This window comes from Nocardiopsis sp. TRM 82005 (genome assembly GCF_056312425.1).
Window position 1 is genome coordinate 173928 of sequence record NZ_JBWDTQ010000012.1, and the last position, 16311, is coordinate 190238.

Sequence of the window (16311 nt, forward strand, 5' to 3'; positions counted from 1 at the left end):
CCGGCTCTCTTCTTCCGATGCTGGGTCCGTGCCGTCTCCCGCGTCCGGTCTCGCCCGTCCCGGCTCATCCCCGGGCGACCAGCCGGCTCACGACATCGGCGAGCGCGAGGGTCTGCTTCTCGTTCAGCCGGGGATCGCACAGGGTCAGGTAGCGTTCCTCGAGACCGGCCTCGTTCAGCGGCCCGCCCTCGCCGATGCACTCGGTGACCTCGCCGTCGGTGGCCTCCAGGTGCACTCCGCCCGGCCAGGCGCCCTGACGGCGCAGTACGTCGAAGAAGCCCTCGATCTCGGAGGCGACCAGCTCGGTCCGGCGGGTCTTGCGCCCGCCCGGCAGCTGCTCGGTGTTGCCGTGCATGGGATCGCACACCCACACGACGTGATGGCCCGCTCCGCGGACGGCCCGCACGAGCGCGGGAAGGAACTCCCGCACCTTGCCGGCCCCCATCCGGCAGATCAGGGTGAGCCTGCCCGGCCGCCGGTTCGGGTCCAGGGCCCGGCACAGCCGAACGAGGTCGTCGGGGCTGGTGGAGGGGCCCACCTTGCAGCCGACCGGGTTCGCTATCCGGGCGTGGAAGGACACGTGTGCCTCGTCCACCCGGTTGGTGCGCTCTCCGATCCACGGCAGATGGGTGGACGTCAGGAACCACTCGCCGGTCAGCGGGTCCCGCCGGACGAACGGTTCCTCGTAGTCCAGGAGGAGGCTCTCGTGGCTGGCCCACAACCCCGTGTGGGACCAGCCGCCGTCACCGCGGCGCCTCGTCTGGCCGTAGCCCTCCACGATCGAGCGCAGGGAACCGTCCCAGGTCCTGTCCTGACCGGTCGGGGCCCCCTCGTCGTCCGCGTGCCCGGAGAGTCCCCCGTCCCACGGAGGGGAGACCGCCTCCCTCGCGAGGATGTACATCTCGTTGAGCACGGCCCGAGAGGTGCGGTAGGCGCCCGTCAGCCGACGCGGGTCCGGTACGCGCAGGTCCGGATCGGCCGCGGAGGCGTTGACCGCCTCGCCGCGGAAGGCCTGCATCTCGACGCCGTCGACCGTCTCGGTGGGTCGGGAACGGGGCTTGGCGAACTGCCCGGCGACACGGCCGAGGGTGACCGTGGGCAGACCGGCCCCCTCGCTCACGCTCTCGGCCAGTCCTCCGATGAGCCGGTGCTTGCCACGCAGGGCCGTGACGGCCGCGGCCCCCATGGGCTCGGCGCAGTCCCCGGCCTGGACCAGGAAGGCCTGCCCCGCCGCGACCCTGGCCATCGCCGCCTCCAGCCGTCGGATGTCGGAGGCGGTCGTCAGCGGGGGAAGGGCCGCCAGGCGTTCCTGGACGGAGCGGAGCGCGCCGAGGTCCGGCCAGGTGGGCTGCTGTCTGATGGGAAGCCCGCGCCAGCCGTCGTACCGCCAGGCTCCGGGGCCGACCCGTTCGAGGGAACGAAGGCCCCCGTCTCGTGGATGTGTCGCGGTGTTCGTCGCGGTGTTCATCGCTGTTACTCCTCATCGGGAGAGGGGATCCGCCGGGCTTTTCCGGACCACGGATGTGGGAGGCGCGAGCGGTGGGAGCGTGCCCGGCATGCTCACGCGACACCGTCGCCTCACGGGTGGCCGTGGCCGCTCACGAACGCCTTCGGTTCCATGAGGAACCCCGCGAGGCTGCCGTCGTGCGGCAGCTGGGGGCGGGACTCCCACGGAAGTGCCCTTCCGGCCACGACCTTGCGTACGGTGGGCTCGCGCAGCAGGCGCTCGACCAGGTCCTCCCGGTCCCCCAGGACGCTCACCACCAGCGACTCCCGCAGCGGGGCGGTCCCGTGGACGTCGTCCCACGGCGCCACGACCACGAAGGGAAAACCCAGCTCGGTACCCACGAGGGGGTCGGAGGGGTCCGTCGTGGAGACCACCAGGGGGCGCATGAGGACCCCGTCGTCCGTCGCCGTCACGGGACCCTCCGGATAGCGGTGGCTGGAGTGGTCGACGGCTTTCTCCCCCACCTCCCGCAGGTAGTCGCGCATGGGCTCGGCGCTCTCCGCCGCGATGGCGGGGAGCGTGGCGGCCGGGTCGACGGTGGGCAGCACGGGAAGGGCCGCCAGGCGCTCGGCGAGGCGCTCGGCGAGCGCGGCGTGGTCGCCGCGCACCAGGACGGCCGAGACGTTGTTACAGCGTACGCCGCCGTCGTCGGCGATCCAGGTGACCAGGTCGTCCAGGAGTTCGCCGGTGACGGGAACGTCGACCAGGGCCTTGCTCCCTCCCGGGCCGCGTACGAGGACGTCGCTCCGTGTGCGCCAGCGCTCCACCGCGGCGGGCCCTCCGTAGACCAGCCCCAGGTCGGCCAGTTGCAACAGGTATTCGCCCAGGTCGTGGTCGCCGGGGAGGAAGCTGATCCTGTGTCCGGGCAGGCCGGCCGCGACCAGTGCGGCGACGAGCCTGCGGGGAGTGAACGGATCTCGGCTGCCGGGGCGGACCAGCACCCCGTATCCGAGGGAGAGCGCCCGGACCCATGAGACGTTGGGTTCGGGATGGTTGTTGGGCACGATGGCGGCGAGCAGGGTCCCGCGCGGGACCCAGCGCGTCTGGAAGCCGTCCTCGGAGAAGGGGGCGGGGAGTTCGGAACGGTTCAGCAACTCGATCCGCTCCAGGCTGGCGCGGATACCGTCGCCGGCGCGCTCCACGGCCCCGATCGGGGTCCCGGTGGCGGCGCTGACCCGGTACCGGTACTCGCGGGGGGAGTCGCCCTCCAGCTCCGCCTCGGCGAAGAGGCGCCCCGCCTCCGCGAAGACCTCGGCGCCGGGCACCGGCCCCGGATCCGCCGAGCGCATCATCTTGACAGCGCCCAGGGCCAGCAGCCTGGGCGCGGTGGCGACCCTGGCCAGGGGGGTCCCGTCCAGGGCGTTCAGGTCTGCCTTGTCCAGGCTGGAGGCGTCCTCCCCGCAGATGACCGGTCCGATCCCGACGGGTGTCACGGTGCGAGACATCAGTAGACCCCCTCGATGAGCCTGTTTTCCCTGGGGTCCTGGAAGGGCCTGATATCGGCGAGTCCGTCCAGTTCACTGCCGGAGGCGGGCATTACGCGCAGGGCGGTGTCTCGTTCCAGGACGTTGGGCAGGAACATGTCCTCGCTCAGCAGGTGGATGAGCACTCGGCCGCGCTCGCCGTACTCGACCGTGGTCCGCGTATCGGCGTCCACGACCCGCACCACGGACTGCGGGAAGTAGGGGGTGAACACACACGGGGACGGATCGCCCTCCGCCCTGGGACGCTGGGGGGCGATGCCCATCAGGGTGTTGCCGTAGATGGCCGCCACCGCGGCGTCCGGGAAGAAGGTGTTCTCGATCTGCGACAGGGTCTCCGGGCTGATGCTGGTGCCGGCCCACAGGAGTCCGCGCACCTTCCGCGAGACGGTCTCGTAGAGGCTTTCCCGAGCGCACAGTGCCTCCAGGACCGGGGGCGTGACGAACATGGCCCTGATGTCCTGGGACTGCACGATCAGCTCGATCTGGTCGAGCAGGTACTCGCGGTACTCGTTCGCGAGATCGGTGCGTCCATCGGCGATGAGCCGCTTGACCCAGCGCGGGTCGAGGTCGAGGGTGAAGCACAGGGCGCCCCGCTCGGCCGCCAGGTGCCGGACCGTCCGGCCGACCACGTGCGGTCCGCTCGGGCCCACGTGCAGCCAGTGGCCCCGCTCGGGAAAGCCGTGGTCCCGGAGCACACCGCTCACCCATTCCACGTTGCGGCCGCGCGAGACCGCGTCGACCACGCGTTTGGGGGCTCCGGTGGTGCCGCCCGACTCGAACACCTCGAATCGGGCTTCCGCGGATCCGGTCGGAATCAGGCTCTCCACGGGGACCGTGCGCAGGTCCTCGCTGAAGTCGGGGAAGAGGTCGAGGTCGGCCAGCCCCTTGACGTCACGCAGCGGGTCGAAGTCCAGCCGTGAGGCCCTCTCCAGCCAGAAGGGGGAGCCGGTCTCGGGGGAGAAGTGCCATTCGAGCACCTCGCGCAGGTGGGTCTCGGGGTCCGCGGCGGTCCCGGCCGCGGTCGTCTCGTTCAACGGGGTGTTCACGTTCGTCTCCCTGATCGGATACCCGACTAGATCGCCTGTTCGAAGCGGAAGAAGCGGTGTCGGTCGTAGGTCCTCTTGGCCCTGACGAGGCGGGCCTGGTTACGGCCGTAGTACGCGTAGCGCCAGTCGGAGAGGTAGGGGTCGGTGAAGTTCTGGAGCGAGTGCCCGTTGGAGTGGGGGTTCAGGACCTCGAAGGCGTCGTGCAGGGACGCCAGCACCACGTCCTTCTCCTCCTGCTCGTACTCGGCCCCGGTCAGGCCGAAGACGAAGGAGACGTTGAAGGCGGCGGTGCGGTGGTAGAAGGCCGTGCTGGTGGGGCTGGTCTCGTTGACCCGGCCGCCCATGATCCGCCACGACATGATCCGGACCTGGCCCGGGGCGCGGTCGGCCTCGAACGCCTCGACGAGGTCGGTGACACCGGACTCCCCGATCGGGCCGTCGACGAGCCTTCCACGGGCGATGCGGAACGCGTCGCGCGGCAGTTGTCCCCCGGGAGCGGAGCCGACTCGGTGGCACTGCTCGGTGGTCTTGTCCGCGCAGCCCCAGACGCTCATCATCGCTTCCCCGTAGGGGAGGTCGACAGCGGTCCTCTCCGAGGGCGGCGTGCCCACCAGGGCGACGAGGCGGTCGAGCTCGGCGCCGAGCGCCTCGGGGGACCCGAGGGAGGTTCCGGCGAGTTGCAGGAGCGGTGGGGTCCCGGGGGCCGCGTCGGGCAGGACGGCCAGCAGGTCCGCCGCGATCTCGCGGGGAAGGTCCGGAATCCACTCCTGGAGTCCGAGGGCCACGTCGACGGCGGCGTCCCACGGCCAGACCAGGCGGAACCGCCCCATCCTCGACACGGGAACGTGGTCCAGGGTGTACTCGGTGATGACCCCGAAGTTGCCGCCGCCTCCGCCGCGGACGGCCCAGAACAGTTCGGGGTGCTGGTCGGGGCCGCAGGTCACCGTCCTTCCGTCGGCGAGGACCACACGGGCCGACCGGAGGTTGTCGGGAGCCACGCCGTACTGGCGGGTGAAGGGGCCCGTACCGCCTCCGGTGACGAACCCCGCCACGGAGACGGTGGGGCAGGTGCCGTTGGGCAGGGCCACACCGTGGGGGGCGAGGGCGGGGAGCGCGTCCACGGCTTGCAGGCCGGCTCCGATCTGGGTGGCCGTGGCACCGACGGAGACGCCGTTCATCCGGGAGACGTCGAGGACGAGCCCTTCACAGGTGGAGTATCCCGCGTTGTTGTGGCCGCCGCTTCTGGGCACGAGTCGCAGATCGTGGTCCTGGGCGAAGAGCAGGCCGGTGCTCACGTCCTGTTCGCTCTCGCAGTACAGGACCGCCGCCGGCCTCACCTTGTCGTACTCGGCGACCTGCAACTGGATGGCCCGGCCGTAGCCGGAGTCCCCGGGAAGGACCACGTCGCCCTGGAAACCGCGGCGCAGCGAACCCCAGTCTCTGCTCGCGACCCCTCCCGTCGACCCGGCCATGGAAGCGGACGCCGCCATGGTCGAGGACACGGCGGCGGCCGTCGCCGCGACGACCCCCGCACGAAGAAATCCCCTTCTGTCAACAGTCACAAAGATCCTTTTCAGATAAGGAATTTTAACCTTGCACGGAACGCGGGGTTCTCCGAATTTCACTCGGGGCACCCGCAAGCCGCACATCCGAACAATGCACTTCGGCCAGAAAAATACTAACCACGGGGCATCTTGAGACAAATAACAATCATATGGCCAATTCTTGCCAATCTGGACATGGCAAGAATTTGCCATACAGTACCGACGGGAGCTTCGGGCACGAACCTGGCACTGGATGCCAAATGGAATGATTCAATTCTGAGGCCGCGGAGAGCGGGGCCGACACCGGGATGGCAATCGGGCACCGAAGGAACGAAAACAGCAGTGCACGCACTCGTGAACAGGAAACGTCGCCCGGGGCGCCAAGCGCTTTTCACCGCACACCCTCATGGGCCCCGCCCTCCGCACGGGTACGCGCCAGCGGGACGCACACGAGCCGGAGCTCCGTACGCCACGACCGAGGAGCGCTAAAAACTAGCACTCTGAGAAGTAAGATAATCACTCAGGGCGATAGTTCGATTCGGGGGGCTCCCGCGCACAAGGAAGCGACTGGATCACCCCGGAGTCGGCCCACGCCCTCAGCGGCCACGGGGGGAGTGACCTTGGCGACGCTCGACACTCCCTCCCCCATAGGCGTTTCGGGACCTATGGCATACAGCGGTCCGCATGGCCACGGACGCACGGAACCAGGTCGGGCCCAGCGCCGCACGGCCGGATCCGCCGGGGCCCGAGCACCCCTGGGCGGCGGGCCCGCCCGCGTTCCACATTTCGCGCGAACCAAACCCGGGCGACCGAATCCGGCCAACATCGCAAACAGACAAAGTTCGCATATGCACACATACAGACATCCTTGTTTCACCACAGGAGAGAGAAACCAGCGTCAGCGCCACTGAATGTGACAGACGTATACGAACCTCGAGCGCCCACATATTCCATGAACATCTATGGCGAGCGAAACCGTGTATGCTTCCCGGGAACCAAAGAGGGCCCTCCCACCTTTTCGAACGCGGTCCCCCGAAGGACACCTTGTCGGGGGGCCGCTGTCTGCGAGTCGACAGAAATCGATTTGGAGTGTCAATAGAGCATGTCTGAACATTCCTGTACTAAACGACTCCGGGCTGATGAACTACTCGCCATGGCCAACTCCCTCCCGCCGTTGTTCGGCCGTACCGGCGAGCTGGAGGAACTTTCAGGTCTGCTCGCCGCGGGACATCGCCTCATCGCCCTTTCCGGACCTGCCGGCGCGGGTAAGAGCCGGCTCGCCATCGAATTCGCCAAGACGTGGTGCCAGGAGTTCGCCAAGGGCGTGCACATCATGGACTGCGCCTCATGCCCGGTCTGTACCGGCCCCGCGGACCGACGCCGGGAGGGCCTCATGTCGGCTCTCCCCCCGGACCTCGACGACTCCGGTCCCGAACTGCTGATCATCGACAACTACGACTCGGCACGGGCGTGCCTTCAGAGCGACCTGCGAGACCTTCTCTCACGACGCCCGCGACTCAACGTGCTCGCGACCGGACGACAGGCCATGGGGTTCTACGGCGAACGGCTCTTCCTGCTGTGCCCGTTGCCCCTGCCGCAGGGGGCGCGGGCGGAGGACGTGCTGGAATCACCCTCCGTCCGGCTCCTGGTCGACAGGGCGGGGAGCCGAGAGCCGACGTTCTCCCTCGAACGCACCGACCACGCGACGCTCATCGAGGTGTCCCGAGCCCTCGACGGCCTTCCGCTGGCCATCGAGTTCGCCGCGCCGTGGCTGAGGATCCTCGGCCTCCACGCGCTCCGGAGCAGGCTCCGGTCCGGAATCGGCATTCTCAGCGCACACGACGGCTCCGTCTCCATGCGCCACGACAGTATGTCCGACGCGATCCGCAAGACCTATGACACCCTTCCCGGGAAGGCGCGTGAACTACTCCTCAGGCTGAGCGACGAGGAGGGCGACTTCGGGAAGCGGCCTGTGGACGCCCCGGGGGCGGCCCCGCCCTCGGAGCACTCACTACGGCTGCTCGTCGAGAGGAACCTCGTCCAGGTGGAGCAGGAGTGCTGCGCAGGCCCCCGATTCACACTGTTCAACACCACCCGCATGTTCGCCCGGGAAGTCGCGGAGGAGGAGGGCGTCCGGAGGGTGTCCCCCCTGCCCGGCGAGAAGGGCGTCGGGGTGTGGAAGGAGGCTTCCCCCCTGACCCCCCGTCAGAGCGAGGTCGCACGGCTGATAGCGGGCGGCCTGACCAACCGGGAGATCTCCAAGCACCTCGTCATCTCCGAGTGGACCGCCATCAACCACGTCCGCGAGGTCATGCGAAGACTGGGGTGCTCCTCGCGCGTCCACGTCGCCAAGTGGGCCGTGGCCAACCTGTCGGGCGATCAGGACCAGCTCACCGTCGCCTCCGCTCCCCTGGCGGCCTCATCCCTCGGTTCCACATGACCCCGACGCGTCCTTCCACCGTCTCCCACCACTTCCCGTCTAGGAGGACCGGCACAGCCATGCACACCAACGCGCGGATCTTCTCGGAGCTGCACGAACCCGGATCGCCCACGCTGATCCTGCCGAACGCCTGGGACCCGTTGAGCGCCCGTGCCATCGAGGCGTCCGGTTTCCCCGCCCTGGGGACGACGAGCGACGGGGTCGCCCGGACCATGGGGTACCGCGGCAGGGAGACCGCGCCGCGCGAGGAGATGCTCTCCGCCGCCTCCCGACTGGTCCGTTCGGTGTCCGTACCCGTCACGGTCGACCTCGAACGCGGCTACGGAATGGCTCCCGAGGACATCTCCCGCTGGCTGGTCGAGACCGGCGCGGCGGGGTGCAACGTCGAGGACAGCCTGCACGACGAGGGGGTGCTGGCCGGCACCTCGGCCCAGAGCGACCTCATCTCCCGGATCAGGGCCGCGGCCGGCCCCGTCCCGCTCGTGGTCAACGCCCGCGTGGACGTCTTCCTGCGGGACCGGATCGAGGGCGCGCACGCCCCCTGGGAGGAGCTCGTGGAGGAGACGGTCCGCAGGGCCCGCGCCTACCTGGCGGCGGGCGCCGACTGCGTGTTCCCCATCCTCGCCGGCCCGGAGGAGGCCGTACACCGTCTCCTCCAGCTGATTCCCGGTCCGGTGAACCTGCTGTGGCTGCCCGGCGGCCCCTCACCCGCCGCGCTGGCCGAGGCCGGAGCGGCACGTGTGTCCTTCGGGGACTTGTTGCTCGCCGGCGTCGAGGAACGGCTCGGCAACTTCCTGGCGTCGGTCCGCGAGGGAGGGGAGCCCCGGTGGTGAGCAGTCCGCCCGTACGCAGACTGGACCCTGAGGAGCTGCTGCTGCACTCCGGGTCCACCACGCTCCTCCTGGAGGAGGCCGTGGGCGGCCCCTTGGGGGTCAGGCTGCTGGAACGGAACACCTACGCGGCGTCCCGGCTCCAGGTCCGTGTGGCGCGCCTGCTGGAGTTGGCCGGCAGTGCGCTGGCCATCGTGCGCGGGTCCGAACTGCTGGCCCCGGACGGTACGCCGGTCTCACGCAACCTCGTCGTCAGCGACGCCTGCGCTCCCCCGCACGTGGTGGGGGCCCTGTCGGACCCCGGCACGCCGCTGGGCCATGCCCTGGCGGTCGCCGGGGAGGGCCAGCGCAGGATCGTCTCCTTCGGCCGTGCCCCCTGGGATGACGGGGACGCGGACAGCGGAAGAGCGCCCTGGCGCGAATACCTGATCCGTCTGTCCGGAGCTCCCGACATCTACGTGGCCGAACGCTTCAACCCGGATCTGGTCGGCGCACCATGACCCGGGTCCTCGTCGTCGGTGCGGGACCGGTGGGGTTGACGGCCGCGCTGGAGGCCGCGCGCAGGAACATGGACGTGACCGTGCTGGAGGCCGGGAACCCGGGACGCGTCCGTCCGGGGAGCCGGGCCGTCTTCGTCCACCGGGCGTCCCTGGAGGCGTTCGAGCGGATAAGCCCGGGTCTGGGCTCGGCTCTGGCCGCGGACGGGCTCGTCTGGCCCGCGAAGAGGACGCTGTGGGCCGGACGCACGGTCTACCAGCGCACCTACGAGGTCCAGGGCACCGGGCTCCCACCGTTCTCCAGCCTGCCTCAGAGCCTGGTCGAGGAGCACCTGTTCCGTGCCTGTCAGGCGGCGAACGTCCACATCGAGTGGGGCACCCGCGTAGCCGGGGTCGAGACCTCGCCCGCCGGAGCCGTGGTCGTGGACACGCGGGGCACGCCGATGCCCGCCGACCGCGTGATCGCGGCGGACGGTCCGAGGTCGACGGTGCGGGCGGAGTTGGGGATCCGGCTCGACGGGACGTCCTCAGGCGGCGACTTCGTGGTGGTGGACGTGGCCGGCGACGACCGTTCCCCCGAGCCCGAGCGTGTGTTCCACTACCGTCACCCGGGCGTGGGCGGGCGCAACGTGCTGTTGGTCCCCTTCCGCGGCGGCTGGAGGATCGACCTCCAGTGCCGCACCGGGGAGGAGTCCGAGCGGTTCACCGCCGACACCGGGTCGTGGGTGGGTTCGGTGTTGGAGGGGCACGAGGTCACCTGGGTGTCCCGGTACCGCTTCCAGCAGCGGGTCGCGGAGGAGTTCGCGGACGAGCACGGCAGGGTGCTCCTCGCAGGAGAGGCCGCGCACCTGTTCCCTCCCTTCGGCGCCAGGGGCATGAACTCCGGGATCGCCGACGCGGTGGCGGCGGTCGGAGCGGTCGCGGCGGGGGACGTTCCCGGATACGCCCGAACGCGCCGTCGGGCCGCGCTGGCCAACCGCGAGGCGGCCGCTGCGGCGTGCGGACACCTCACCGCCCGTGCATGGAGCGACCGCTTCCTACAGCGGAGCGCGGCACTGGCGGCACCGGTGTCCCGGCGCGCCGGCCGCTGGCTGGACTCGGCCCCCTTCGGTCCTCCCCTGGCGCGGGTGCGCTACTGAGCGCGGCCCGGACGGTCGTTCGGGGGCCATCCGGGCCGTCCCCGTCGGAGTCAGCGCTTGGGCGGCTTCATCTCGGTGGAGACACCCAACCGGTTGTAGAAGTTGATCAGGCCGATCGCCATGAGCAGACCGGCGATCTCCTTCTCGGAGAAGTGCTCGGCGACGGCCCCGTACACCTCATCGGAGACTCCGTGCTCTCCGAGCCTGGTGACCTCGTCGACGAGCGCCAGGGCGGCACGCTCGGCACCGGTGAACAGAGAGCCCGACTCCCGCCACGCGCTGACGAGAAGGAGCCGCTGCTGGGACTCCCCGGCCTTGAGGGCCTCATTGGAGTGCATGTCCACGCAGAAGGCGCACCCGTTGAGAAAGGAGGCGCGAAGCTTCACCAGCTCGTGCAGCCGGGGATCGATGACCGAGTTCACGGTCTCACCGATCGCGGCGAGACTGGCGTAGGCGTCAGGAAGCTGCTTGGCGGCCTGCACCCGGTTGCTGCCCATGGAATACGGTCCTTTCGGTTCTCACGATGTCCATTCCGTCACCGCTCGTCCACATACGAGCACGGATGGTCCGAACGTGAGGCTAGCGGCCACACGAACGCCGGGCCATGGCAATTTCTTGCCGCATCCGAGGAGACGGCGGCCGGGGCCGGCAGCTCCCCCGTACGGGTCGCGCCACCCGTACGGACGGGGTCACCAGCGGGGGTTCGCGGCCAGTTCGCGTACCGCGGGCAGCACGGCGTCGAACACCGTGGGGAACCACGCCGAGAACGGCAGGCTCCCGCGCATGCGCTCCAGTTCCGCGGAGTCGGCGAACGCGGTCTCGGCGACCTCGTCCGGATCGGCGCGGAGCCGGTCGCGCACCAGTCCCACGAACAGGTGGTTGTACTCCTGCTCCACCAGCCCGGAGGCGGGGTCCGGATGGTTGTAGCGCACCGTCCCGGCCTCGCGCATGAGCGCGGGGGCCGTGCCCAGCTCCTCGCAGGTGCGCCGGGCGGCGGCCACGAAGGGCGGCTCCCCCGGGTGGGGGTGGCCGCAGCAGGTGTTGGACCACACCCCGGGAGAGTGGTACTTGCCCAGGGCGCGGCGCTGGAGCAGCAGGCGGCCCCGGTCGTCGAGGAGGAAGACCGAGAAGGCCCGGTGCAGTCGCCCGGGAGGCAGGTGAGCGGAGACCTTCTCCGCGGTACCGGTCGTCGTCCCGTCCTCGTCGACCAGTTCGAGCATGACCGGTGCGGCGTCGGGGTCGGCCGGGGGTGCGGTGGAGCGGTGGTCGGTGGCTGAACCGGCGGGCATGGAAGTCCTTCGCGTTCGGGTCGGCGGCGGATGCGGGGGCGCGGCGGCGCGGGGTCCGCGCCGCCGCGCGGGGGTCAGACGCGGTCGGCCGCGATGGGCGGGTAGCGGTCGGCCAGGGTCGTCAGCACGTCCAGGACGTCGAAGCCGCGCAGCAGGGCCGGCTCGCCGAGTTCGCGGGGGATGTGGTCGCCAGGCTGCGCGCGGCGGCCCCCGGGCTCTGTTGCTTCTCGGTCCGTACCTCGGGTACTGAATCGATCGACATCCGCCGTGTCTCTCCTGTGTCGTCGTGCGCTCGCTCCGCGGGACCTGGGCCCCGCGGAGCGGGTCTGGAGGGAAAGGGGTCGCGTCTACTCGGATACGTGTGCTGACCGGGGGCCGTTGAGGCACGGGGCAGCGTTCCGTAAACCGCTGATAACCCTAGGATTGTCCATTCGAGTTACGCAAGGCAATCATGGTCCCTCTCGGTACTCGCAGGGAAAAATATGTCCCATACCCACGCCGGTCCTCATCGAACACCGGAACGCACGCGCCCCGCCGACCCAGGAGCCCCTCCGGCCACAACAAGGACCATGAACAGCGAAAACTTGCTCATAAACCGCTTACAGCGGTCACACCGGACCCAGAAATACACTACATAAAAAATTCATTAAATCGGGACATATCGTAATGTGAATTATTCATGAGAGACGCCCCGGGAAACCGTTTCACGGTCACACAGGGAAGTAATTACGGTCGACCGATGCCAAGCAGGATTCCGCCCGCCCCGTACCGGCGGGACCGGGCGAGCGCGCCGGTCGACCGCGACGGGCCGCCTCACTTCGGCGGAGGCCGAAACGACGAGGCCCTAACGTCACCCCATGACCTCACGAGCAGTGTCCGCCACCGGGCACACCGACGTCCGTGCCGCCCCAGGCGGCCCCGACCGCTTCCGGCTAGGTCGCTCCGACGCCTCCACGGAGGCGGTGAGCCCTGGTGAGCGTTTCCGTGCCCTGCACCTGGAAGACGAGCCCCTGTTGCTCCCCAACGCCTGGGACCACGCCTCGGCGGCCGCGCTGGCCGCGGCGGGGTTCCGCGCCGTGGGGACCACCAGCCTGGGCGTGGCCGCGGCGGCCGGGCTGCCCGACGCCCGGGGGGACGCACGTGAGGAGACGCTGCGGCTGGCCCGCGGCCTGTCCCGGCTGGAGGTACCGGTCAGCGTGGACGTCGAGGGCGGCTTCGGCGCGTCGCCCGCGCAGGTCGCCGCGCTGGCCGCCGGGTTGGAGCGGACGGGGATCGCGGGGATCAACCTGGAGGACGGCCTTCCGGACGGCGGGCTGGCCGACGCCGAGCGGCAGCGGGCGGTCATCCGCGCGGTGAAGGAGGAGGCTCCGTCGCTGTTCCTCAACGCCCGCACCGACACCTGGTGGCTGCCCGGGCACGTCGAGCAGACGGCCGACCGGGCCGCCGCCTACGAGGACGCCGGGGCCGACGGGGTGTTCGTGCCCGGTCTGCACGGCGAGGAGGAGATCGCCGCCCTGGCCGGTGCCCTGCGCGTTCCGCTCAACATCCTCCACTCCCCCGCGGGCCCGCCCCTGCGCGTACTCGCCGAGCTGGGTGTGCGCCGCGTGAGCTGCGGTTCGCTGCTCTTTCGCGCCGCGCTGCACGGGGTTCTCGCGGCGGCCGAGGCGGTGGCGTCGGGCCGCCCCCTCCCCGAAGGGGTGCCGAGCTACGACGAGGCCCAAGCCCTCGCGGAGCGGTTCGGCCATCAGGGCAAGGGTCAGGCCGGTCCGGGCGAAGCCGGCGCGTAGGTGCCCGGACTCCTGCGCCCGCCGCGTCAGCCCCGTTCGGCGCGTGTGCGTTCGCGTTCGAAGCCGGAGAACAGGTGGCACGCGAGCGCCGGGCGGAGAACACTGTGGGTTCCCGGCTTCAGGAGGATCCGTGCCCACCGACCACATCCGCGGTGTCCTTCGCCTCAGCCCGCCTTGGCGGCTACGGCGACGAGGTACTCCCAGTCGCACACCACCGTGCCGTCATCCGCACGGCTCGCCGACGCCGCGAAGGTGGCCAGGTCATGGTGGAAGGCCTGCCCGCCCGCGTCGTCCAGTCGCTGCACCACCTTGTACGTGGGCCCGTAGTGGGTGACGAAGAAGTCGGTGAACTGCTCCGGCGAGACGAAGCGCTCGGTGATCGTGCGCGTGCCGCACTCCAGATCCGAGCTCCCCTCCCCGAACAGCTCCCGGAGCGTGTCCTCAACGCCCCAGCGCATCGGCGACCGGGCGCCGGGCGGAAGGCGCGGCGTGCCGGCTGAGGGTCCTGAGCAGTTCGCCGACGAAACCGGCCGGCGTCCAGTTCACGAGGCCGATCCGTCCTCCGGGGACGCAGACCCGTACCAGTTCGTCGGCCGCGCGCTGGCGGCCGGCGGTGAACATCACGCCGAGCGCGGACAGCACGTAGTCGAAGGTGCCGTCGGCGAACGGCAGCCTCTCGGCGTCGGCCTCCCGGAAGTCCACGGGAACGCCCTCCGCCTCGGCACGACGGCGGGCGGCCTCGATGAGCGAGGGGACCGACGTCGATGCCGTTGTCAGTCGTGGTCGACATGCTCTCTCCCTTCCGGCGGCGGCTGTCGCCCCTCTCCGGAGTGATCCGCACGGCCTCCGCCGTGGGGGACGTCCGCGCCGACCGTCCTACCGTGTCCGTCCCATGTCAGAGACGTTACGGAGGAGGGCGCCGGCGCCGGCGGGCTGGTCTCCCCACGGACGTGGGGCCCGCGTGACCGCCGAAAACCCGTCTTCCGGCCCCCGGCCTCGGGGAGGGGCTATCGTCCGGTGGGCGGCGAACAGTCCCGGCGAGCGGCGAGAGTCCCGTCGCGCGCCGCACACAGTGAGGAAGAACCGGATTGCGCACGAGCACCACACCGCCCGGGGTCCAGCGCCCCGACCGCGGAGGCGGCATGCCGCCCTGGCTCCCCCGCGCCATGATGCTGGCCCTGTGGATCGTCACGGCGTTCGGCGTCGCCCTGTGGCTGTTCCTCCAGCTACAGAGCCTCATCATGCTGCTGCTGATCTCGCTGTTCCTCGCGCTGGCGCTGGAACCCGCGGTCAACTGGCTCCACCGGCGCCGCTGGCCGCGCGGACCCGCCACCGGAACGGTGATGCTCCTGGTCCTGGCCCTGGCCGTGGTGTTCTTCAGCATGCTCGGGTCCATGCTGATCGGTCAGGTCCTGGCCTTCGCCTCCGAGGTGCCCGCGATGGTCCGCGCCGCGCTGAACTGGGTCAACACCACGTTCGAGACCTCCTACTCCCCCACCACCCTGCTCGACGAGGTCTCCAGCGCCAGCGGGGTGGTCGAACAGTACGCCTCCAGGATCGCCGACAACGTCTGGGGCGCCGGGACGACCGTCCTGATGCTGCTCTTCAACACGCTGACGGTCGCGCTCTTCACCTTCTACCTGTGCGCCGACGGCCCGCGCTTTCGCCGCGTGATCTGCTCGGTCCTGCCGCCGCGCACCCAGCGCGAGGTGCTGCGGGCCTGGGAGATCGCGATCGCCAAGACGGGCGGCTACCTCTACTCCCGGGCGCTGCTGGCCCTGGTCTCCGCGGGCGCGCACTACGTGGTGCTGGCGGTGCTGGACATTCCCTTTGCCTTCGCCCTGGCGCTGTGGGTGGGTGTGCTGTCGCAGTTCATCCCCACCATCGGCACCTACATCGGCGGCGCCGTCCCCGTGCTCGTGGCCCTGTTGGAGGGGGCCTGGCCCGCCGTGTGGGTGCTCGTGTTCGTCATCGTCTACCAGCAGTTCGAGAACTACCTGCTCCAGCCCCGCATCACGGCCAAGACCCTGGACATGCACCCCGCGGTGGCGTTCGGCTCGGTCCTGGCGGGCGTGGCGATCCTGGGCGCGCCCGGCGCGCTGCTCGCGCTACCGATGGGTGCGAGCATGCAGGCGTTCCTCAGCTTCTACATCCGGCGGTACGAGGTCGAGGAGCACCACCTGCTCTCCGCCACCGAGGACGAGGAGAAACCCGCGGCGGCCCCCGACCGGGACGGCGGCGGTTTCGAGGAGGAGGCCGGGCCCGGGACGGGGACCGGAGCGGAGGCCGGGCCTGGTTCCCCTCCCGGTCCGCGGGAGCCGGGCGGACGGGAGGAACCGTGACCGGCCGTAGGGCGTCCCGGCCGTGGGGGTGAGGACCGAAGCACCCGCGGGCAGGGCGGTGGCCCCGCCCTGGGAGACGCGCGCTTCCCCGGCGGCACCGTCCTCATCTCACCGAGGGGCGTGGCCCACCGCCCGGGCTGCCCGCACCAGTCCGTCTCCGAGATCCAGGCACCGCTGTGGGGCTGGATTCCCGGCCCCGGCCCGCAGCTGTGGCGGCGTCTCGGCGAGGGCTCCCCGGCCCGTGCCACGCACGGCGACACCGAGCGGATCGCCACGCGCCGCTGCCAGAGCTGCCACACCTGAGGAGGGGGGTGCCCGTGAGCGCCCCCGTCAACATCCTCCGCCCGTGCCGCCACGACCGTTCACCTGCGCCTTCGTCCGCCACCTCCCGCACACGGCCCGGCCC

General features: G+C 70.5%; 15 protein-coding genes. 7 read left to right on the forward strand and 8 right to left on the reverse strand.

Going from position 1 to position 16311, the window contains the following annotated elements:
* Nucleotides 1-64: 64 nt before the first annotated feature.
* From AC0T5L_RS10015 to AC0T5L_RS10030, 4 genes are all read right to left on the reverse strand, one after another.
* Nucleotides 65-1468 carry a 3-deoxy-7-phosphoheptulonate synthase gene (locus AC0T5L_RS10015; protein ID WP_476165127.1) on the reverse strand — a complete coding sequence of 468 codons (1404 nt, stop codon included), beginning with the start codon at nt 1466-1468 and terminating at the stop codon, nt 65-67.
* Nucleotides 1469-1578: 110 nt separating this feature from the next.
* On the reverse strand, nt 1579-2952 hold the full coding sequence (locus AC0T5L_RS10020) for an aldehyde dehydrogenase family protein (protein WP_476165128.1): 1374 nt from the start codon (nt 2950-2952) through the stop codon (nt 1579-1581).
* Nucleotides 2952-4037, reverse strand: a complete 1086-nt coding sequence (locus AC0T5L_RS10025; RefSeq protein ID WP_476165129.1) for an AMP-binding protein — start codon at nt 4035-4037, stop codon at nt 2952-2954. Before AC0T5L_RS10025 ends, AC0T5L_RS10020 begins: the two co-directional genes overlap by 1 nt.
* Nucleotides 4038-4063: 26 nt before the next feature.
* A complete protein-coding gene (locus tag AC0T5L_RS10030; RefSeq protein ID WP_476165130.1) occupies nt 4064-5599 on the reverse strand; it encodes an FAD-binding oxidoreductase in 1536 nt (511 codons plus the stop codon).
* Nucleotides 5600-6734: 1135 nt separating this feature from the next.
* Between AC0T5L_RS10030 and AC0T5L_RS10035 the strand changes: the two genes are divergently transcribed.
* Genes AC0T5L_RS10035 through AC0T5L_RS10050 form a run of 4 tightly spaced genes read left to right on the forward strand, consistent with a single transcriptional unit; the run spans nt 6735 to nt 10487 of the window.
* Nucleotides 6735-8021 carry a helix-turn-helix transcriptional regulator gene (locus AC0T5L_RS10035; RefSeq protein WP_476165131.1) on the forward strand — a complete coding sequence of 429 codons (1287 nt, stop codon included), beginning with the start codon at nt 6735-6737 and terminating at the stop codon, nt 8019-8021.
* A gap of 59 nt (nt 8022-8080) precedes the next feature.
* A complete protein-coding gene (locus AC0T5L_RS10040) occupies nt 8081-8854 on the forward strand; it encodes an isocitrate lyase/PEP mutase family protein (RefSeq protein WP_476165132.1) in 774 nt (257 codons plus the stop codon).
* Nucleotides 8851-9351 (forward strand): chorismate--pyruvate lyase family protein, encoded by a 501-nt coding sequence (locus AC0T5L_RS10045; protein ID WP_476165133.1) that lies wholly within the window; start codon nt 8851-8853, stop codon nt 9349-9351. Before AC0T5L_RS10040 ends, AC0T5L_RS10045 begins: the two co-directional genes overlap by 4 nt.
* The gene (locus AC0T5L_RS10050) at nt 9348-10487 is read left to right on the forward strand and encodes an FAD-dependent oxidoreductase (protein ID WP_476165134.1); all 1140 of its coding nucleotides are present in this window, start codon (nt 9348-9350) and stop codon (nt 10485-10487) included. Before AC0T5L_RS10045 ends, AC0T5L_RS10050 begins: the two co-directional genes overlap by 4 nt.
* A 50-nt stretch (nt 10488-10537) precedes the next feature.
* On the opposite strand, the gene AC0T5L_RS10055 is transcribed toward AC0T5L_RS10050, so the two are convergent.
* Together AC0T5L_RS10055 and idi are read right to left on the reverse strand one after the other, a co-directional pair.
* The gene (locus tag AC0T5L_RS10055) at nt 10538-10984 is read right to left on the reverse strand and encodes a carboxymuconolactone decarboxylase family protein (protein WP_476165135.1); all 447 of its coding nucleotides are present in this window, start codon (nt 10982-10984) and stop codon (nt 10538-10540) included.
* A gap of 192 nt (nt 10985-11176) precedes the next feature.
* Nucleotides 11177-11776, reverse strand: coding sequence for an isopentenyl-diphosphate Delta-isomerase (gene idi / locus AC0T5L_RS10060; protein ID WP_476165136.1), 600 nt, complete (start codon nt 11774-11776; stop codon nt 11177-11179).
* Nucleotides 11777-12633: 857 nt separating this feature from the next.
* On the opposite strand from idi, the gene AC0T5L_RS10065 reads away from it, so the two are divergent.
* Complete coding sequence (locus tag AC0T5L_RS10065; protein ID WP_476165137.1) at nt 12634-13563, forward strand: isocitrate lyase/PEP mutase family protein; 930 nt, start codon at nt 12634-12636, stop codon at nt 13561-13563.
* A 164-nt stretch (nt 13564-13727) separates the two neighbouring features.
* On the opposite strand, the gene AC0T5L_RS10070 is transcribed toward AC0T5L_RS10065, so the two are convergent.
* Together AC0T5L_RS10070 and AC0T5L_RS10075 are read right to left on the reverse strand one after the other, a co-directional pair.
* A complete protein-coding gene (locus AC0T5L_RS10070) occupies nt 13728-14021 on the reverse strand; it encodes a hypothetical protein (protein WP_476165138.1) in 294 nt (97 codons plus the stop codon).
* A complete protein-coding gene (locus AC0T5L_RS10075) occupies nt 14005-14340 on the reverse strand; it encodes a class I SAM-dependent methyltransferase (RefSeq protein ID WP_476165165.1) in 336 nt (111 codons plus the stop codon). The genes AC0T5L_RS10070 and AC0T5L_RS10075 overlap by 17 nt, the downstream gene beginning before the upstream one ends.
* 365 nt (nt 14341-14705) lie before the next feature.
* Here AC0T5L_RS10075 and AC0T5L_RS10080 point away from each other — a divergent pair, with 365 nt between their 5' ends.
* Nucleotides 14706-15905, forward strand: coding sequence for an AI-2E family transporter (locus tag AC0T5L_RS10080; RefSeq protein WP_476165166.1), 1200 nt, complete (start codon nt 14706-14708; stop codon nt 15903-15905).
* Nucleotides 15906-16025: 120 nt separating this feature from the next.
* Nucleotides 16026-16208 carry a hypothetical protein gene (locus AC0T5L_RS10085; protein WP_476165139.1) on the forward strand — a complete coding sequence of 61 codons (183 nt, stop codon included), beginning with the start codon at nt 16026-16028 and terminating at the stop codon, nt 16206-16208.
* The last annotated feature ends 103 nt before the right edge of the window (nt 16209-16311 follow it).

Bases quoted from the DNA above. Each gene is read 5' to 3' on its own strand.
- AC0T5L_RS10040 (WP_476165132.1), top strand. From the start codon at position 8,081: ATGCACACCAACGCGCGGATCTTCTCGGAGCTGCACGAACCCGGATCG.
- AC0T5L_RS10020 (WP_476165128.1), bottom strand. From the start codon at position 2,952: ATGTCTCGCACCGTGACACCCGTCGGGATCGGACCGGTCATCTGCGGG.
- AC0T5L_RS10050 (WP_476165134.1), top strand. From the start codon at position 9,348: ATGACCCGGGTCCTCGTCGTCGGTGCGGGACCGGTGGGGTTGACGGCC.
- AC0T5L_RS10015 (WP_476165127.1), bottom strand. From the start codon at position 1,468: ATGAACACCGCGACGAACACCGCGACACATCCACGAGACGGGGGCCTT.
- idi (WP_476165136.1), bottom strand. From the start codon at position 11,776: ATGCCCGCCGGTTCAGCCACCGACCACCGCTCCACCGCACCCCCGGCC.
- AC0T5L_RS10070 (WP_476165138.1), bottom strand. From the start codon at position 14,021: ATGCGCTGGGGCGTTGAGGACACGCTCCGGGAGCTGTTCGGGGAGGGG.
- AC0T5L_RS10055 (WP_476165135.1), bottom strand. From the start codon at position 10,984: ATGGGCAGCAACCGGGTGCAGGCCGCCAAGCAGCTTCCTGACGCCTAC.
- AC0T5L_RS10080 (WP_476165166.1), top strand. From the start codon at position 14,706: ATGCCGCCCTGGCTCCCCCGCGCCATGATGCTGGCCCTGTGGATCGTC.
- AC0T5L_RS10035 (WP_476165131.1), top strand. From the start codon at position 6,735: ATGGCCAACTCCCTCCCGCCGTTGTTCGGCCGTACCGGCGAGCTGGAG.
- AC0T5L_RS10065 (WP_476165137.1), top strand. From the start codon at position 12,634: ATGACCTCACGAGCAGTGTCCGCCACCGGGCACACCGACGTCCGTGCC.